This window comes from Mesorhizobium sp. M2A.F.Ca.ET.067.02.1.1 (genome assembly GCF_004023285.1).
In the GTDB taxonomy this organism is placed as follows: domain Bacteria; phylum Pseudomonadota; class Alphaproteobacteria; order Rhizobiales; family Rhizobiaceae; genus Mesorhizobium.
On sequence record NZ_RZSB01000528.1, the window covers coordinates 1 to 4,225 of the forward strand.

The 4,225-nt window shown below is 64.5% G+C and carries 3 protein-coding genes; 2 read left to right on the plus strand and 1 reads right to left on the minus strand.

Annotated features, from left to right (window positions below; translation table 11 throughout):
- A partial coding sequence (locus EOA28_RS26760) for an EAL domain-containing protein (protein ID WP_128315452.1) occupies positions 1–2,698 on the plus strand: 2,698 nt, incomplete at its 5' end.
- 310 nt (positions 2,699–3,008) lie between these two features.
- Here EOA28_RS26760 and EOA28_RS26765 read toward each other — a convergent pair.
- Positions 3,009–3,617, minus strand: a complete 609-nt coding sequence (locus tag EOA28_RS26765) for a YqgE/AlgH family protein (protein WP_126062202.1) — start codon at positions 3,615–3,617, stop codon at positions 3,009–3,011.
- 126 nt (positions 3,618–3,743) lie between these two features.
- On the opposite strand from EOA28_RS26765, the gene EOA28_RS26770 reads away from it, so the two are divergent.
- On the plus strand, positions 3,744–4,225 hold a 482-nt coding region (locus EOA28_RS26770; protein WP_348633438.1), incomplete at its 3' end, for a protein-disulfide reductase DsbD domain-containing protein.

Below are 4,225 nucleotides of genomic sequence, written 5' to 3' on the forward strand. Positions count from 1 at the left end.
GGCCCCCGACGGCATCGTGCGGCGTATCGAGGTGGAGGCCAATGACGCGCGCTCCAGCGGCGACTGGGCCGTCTTCGCGCTGGCCAACACCACCGACCAGCAGCTCGACCGGCTGATCGTCGCGCCGCATTTCCGCCTGGTGAACTCCGGCATCTTCTGGCCCGACCTCGGCTCGACGCGCATCGCCGCGATCACGCCCAGCGAGGGCTTCGCGCTCGACCGGCAGACAAGCCCCGACGCCGACGTGTTCCGCGTGACGCTGAACCCCGGAACGGTGGTGACCTTCATCGCCGAGCTCGCCTCGCCGAAACTGCCGCAGGTCTATCTCTGGGAGCCGGATTCCTACAAGGACTCGGTCAATTCCTACACGCTGTTCCGCGGCATCGTCATCGGCATCTCAGGCCTTCTGGCGCTGTTCCTGACCATCCTGTTCGTGGTTAAAGGAACCTCGATGTTTCCGGCAACGGCAGCGCTCGCCTGGGCGGTGCTGGCCTATATCTGCGTCGACTTCGGCTTCCTCAACAAGATCATCGAAATATCGCCCGGCAACGAGCAGATATGGCGAGCCGGCACGGAGGTGGCGCTTGCCGGAACCTTCGTGGTGTTCCTGTTCGCCTATCTCAACCTCAACCGGTGGCACGGCCATTTCAGTTACGGAGCGCTGGTCTGGATCCTTGGGCTGCTCTTGATCGCGGGCGTCGCCATCGTCGATCCCGCGGTCGCCGCCGGCATCGCCCGCATCTCCTTCGCCGCCACCGCGCTCACCGGCCTTGGCCTGATCATCTTCCTCGGCATCCGCGGCTACGACCGAGCGATCATGCTTGTGCCGAGCTGGGTGATGGTGCTGCTCTGGCTATGCGGGTCGTGGATGGCCATCACCGGCATGCTGGACAACGACATCGCTCAGCCGGCGCTGGGCGGCGGGCTGATCCTGATCATCCTTTTGATCGGCTTCACCGTCATGCAGCACGCCTTTGCCGGCGGCGCGCTGCACCAGGGCCTGTTCTCCGATCTCGAACGCCAGGCGTTGGCGGTGGCCGGCTCGGGCGACATCGTCTGGGACTGGGACGTGCTGCGCGACCGCGTGGTGACCAAGCCGGACATCAGCCTGCAGCTCGGCCTAGCGCCGAACAGTCTTGGGGGTGCCGCCCGCAACTGGCTGCCGGTGCTGCACGCCGACGATCGCGACACATTCCGCACCACGCTCGACGTGGTGCTGGAGCACCGCCGCGGCAAGGTGGCGCAGAATTTCCGCCTGCGCGGCGCCGACGGCCACTACCACTGGTTCTCGCTGCGCGCCCGCCCGGTGATCGGCTCCGACGGCGAAGTGATCCGCTGCGTCGGCACCATAGTCGACGTCACCGAGCAGAAGAAATCCGAGGAAAGGCTGCTGCACGACGCCGTGCACGACAACCTCACCGGCCTGCCGAACCGCGAATTGTTCATGAACCGGCTGGAGGCGATCATCTCGATCGCCCGCACCGAGGACAAGGTGCGCCCGACGGTCTTCATCATCGACATCGACCGCTTCAAGCAGGTCAATGACGGCCTTGGCATTTCCGCCGGCGACACCATTCTGCTCACCGTCGCGCGCCGGTTGCACCGGCTCTTGAAGCCGAAGGATTCGCTGTCGCGCTTTGCCGGCGACCAGTTCGCGCTGATGCTGCTTTCCGAGCAGGACCCTGCCCGCATCGCGGCCATGGCAGATGCCATCAAGCACGCGATCAACAACCCGATCACCTTCGCCAAGCGTGAGATCGTGCTCACCGCCTCGATCGGCCTGATCACCTGGACGACGGCGCAGACATCGGCCGAGGACATGGTCAAAGACGCCGAGCTTGCCATGCACCAGGCCAAGCGTTTCGGCGGCGACAGGATCGAGCCGTTCCGGCCTGCCTTCCGCACCGTCGGCACCGACCGCCTGCAGTTCGAATCCGACCTTCGCCGCGCCATCGAGCGGCGCGAGTTCACGCTTGCCTACCAGCCGATCGTGCGGCTGGAGGACGGCAGCGTCGCCGGCTTCGAGGCGCTGCTGCGGTGGGACCACCCGCGCCGCGGCATGATCCCGCCGGGAGACTTTATCCCGGTGGCCGAGAATTGCGGGCTGATCGTGCAGCTTGGTCTGTTCGCCATGCAGCAGGCGGCCGAGGACCTCGCGGGCTGGCAGAAGCAGATCGGCGACGCGCCGCTGTCGGTGTCGGTCAACCTCTCCAGCCGCCAGCTCATCCGCCGCGACCTTGTCAGCGACGTGCGCTCTGTCATCGCGCGGGCAAATCTGAAGCCGCGCTGCTTCCGGCTCGAGCTCACCGAATCTCTGGTGATGGATAATCCCGAGCAGACCGCGCATGTGCTAACCAAGCTGAAGCAGCTCGGCATTGGGCTGTCGCTCGACGATTTCGGCACTGGCTATTCCTCACTCTCCTACCTGACGCGCTTCCCCTTCGACACGATCAAGATCGACAAGAGTTTTGTTGACGACGCGACGCCCAAGCGCGCCGTGCTGCTCAAATCCATGGTCAACATGGCGCATGAGCTGGGGCTGTCGGTCGTGGCCGAAGGCATCTCGGACGAAAGCGACGCGCTGGAACTGCGCCAGATGGGCTGCGAATATGTCCAAAGCTTCATGTTCGGCGCGCCGATGCCCGGCGACCAGGTGCTGAAGACGCTGAAGGAGCAATATCCGCTGACCCAGGCTTAGTTGGGCACAGTGATGCGGCCTGCCGTTCCGGTGGAGTAGCAATGCCCTCTGCGATTGGCCGTGACATCCATCACATCGTCATCCTCGGGCTTGACCCGAAGATCCATTCCGTGACGTTAAAGCGTTGAAAACGGAGCAGAATTCTGCATCGCTGCACTCTACGGTCGGCGTAATGGCATGGATCCTAGGGTCTGCGCGCGTCGCTTCGCTCCTTGCTCCGCCCTAGGATGACGACCACAACGGGCGGCTCGGCCAACCTCGAAGGTTTGCGATGATCCGATGCAAACGGTTCCGACCGACGTCGCGAGCGTCAGGCGTGGCCGGCGGCGGCGCTCAGATGGGCGAGGTCGATTCCGATCGAGGCCAGGATACGGTCGTATTTGCGCTCGATATCGGCATCGAACAGAAGCTCCTGCGTCGCCGGACAGGTGAGCCAGCCATTCTCGGCGATCTCGGTTTCGAGCTGGCCGGCGCCCCAGCCGGCATATCCGAGCGCCATCAGCGCATGTCGGGGGCCGCGCCCGGTGGAGATGGCGCGCAGGATGTCGACGGTCGCGGTCAGACAGATGTCATCGGAGACGTTGAGCGAGGATTCCACGCGATAGTCGCCGGAGTGCAGCACGAAGCCGCGGCTGCGGTCGACGGGCCCGCCATTGCGCACGACGAAATCGCGCGTATGCGCCGGCAGTCGGATCGCTTCCTGCTCGTTCATGATGCCGAGCTGCACCAGCAGATCCGGAAACAGCATCTGCTGCGTCTGGTTGATGATCAGCCCCATCGCGCCCTCGTCGCTGTGGGCGCAGATGTAGATGACGGAGCGCGCGAAACGGTCGTCCTTCATGCCGGGCATGGCAATCAGGAACTGGTCGTCTAGGAAGCCGCGTCCGGCGGCCGCCTTCTTGTGGCGCAGCAAGTCCATGGGTTGAGCGTAACGCGTTTCGGCTGCGCCGAAAAGATGGTGTCAGTCCCCGATGTCACGCAAATATGATACCGGGAGAGCGACGAGGCCATTGCGCGGCCAAGAACGGACGGTCAAATCACCGCCATGCGATACATGAAGATACTGGTTCTCGGGATCGTTTTCGGATGGGCTACGGGCCTCCCGGCCGAGGCCTCTTCCTCGATCTGGTACAATTCGGAGGGCGGCAAGGTCCGGCTGGTGACCACCGGCAAGCCCGACGAGGCCGGCAAGATCCGCGGCGTGCTCGACATCGCGCTGAAGCCGGGCTGGAAGACCTATTGGCGGGATCCCGGCGATGCCGGCGTGCCGCCGCAGCTCGACATATCGGGCAGCACCAACATCGCCGACGCGCAATTGTCGTTCCCGCCGCCGCAGCGGCATGACGACGGCTACGGCAAATGGGCCGGCTATGATCGTCCGGTGTCGCTGCCTGTGACCTTCACGGTGTCTTCGCCCGGCCAACCTGCGACGATTGACGCTCATGTCTTCCTCGGCATCTGCGAGACGATCTGCATTCCGGTGCAGACCCGGCTCAGCGTCGACCCCGGCTCCGATCCCGACAATGC